The 511-nt window shown below is 66.3% G+C and carries 1 protein-coding gene; it reads right to left on the bottom strand.

The window, feature by feature from the left end; translation table 11 throughout:
* Positions 1-511 (bottom strand): family 16 glycosylhydrolase (locus tag ABEA87_RS42435; RefSeq protein ID WP_345639480.1); only part of this gene is annotated, 511 nt, incomplete at both ends.

Raw genomic sequence — 511 nt, 5'->3', positions numbered from 1 at the left:
GGTCGGCTGCCGTTGTCGGCGCCGAGTCCGGCGTCGAGGCATTTTCCTTCTTGTCGCAGGGTGCCGTCGGTGGCCAGTGTCCAGGTCTGGCCACCGCTGGAGCGGCAGGTGGCCAATTGGATGGTGGTGGCGGCACCGACGCATTTGTCGCCGAAGCCTGTGATCGGGCCGGTGGCGGCTGACTTCGGGGGGCCGACTTGGTAGACCCGGACCCAGTCGACCAGCATTTGCTGTGGCAGCTTGGTGGCGGTGTCCGGATTGCCTGGTCCGTCGCCGCCGACGGCGACGTTGAGCAGTAGGAAGAAGGGGTGGTCGAAGACCCAGCCGGCGCCGGCTCGGGTGCGGTACTGGGTGCTGAAGATTTTCCCGTCGATGGCGAACGAGACGTGGTCGGGGTACCAGTCGGCGGTGAAGGTGTGGAAGGCGTTGGCGAAGTTGCCGTTGGTTGCTGTGTCGGCGGCGAACGCGTCGTAGCCTGGGCCGTGGAGGCCGCTCGTGATCTTGGTGAGTT

Source organism: Rugosimonospora acidiphila, from assembly GCF_039543385.1.
GTDB lineage: Bacteria > Actinomycetota > Actinomycetes > Mycobacteriales > Micromonosporaceae > Rugosimonospora > Rugosimonospora acidiphila.
The sequence above is the reverse complement of the archived record's forward strand: the minus strand, read 5'-3'. Positions and strand labels throughout refer to the sequence as shown.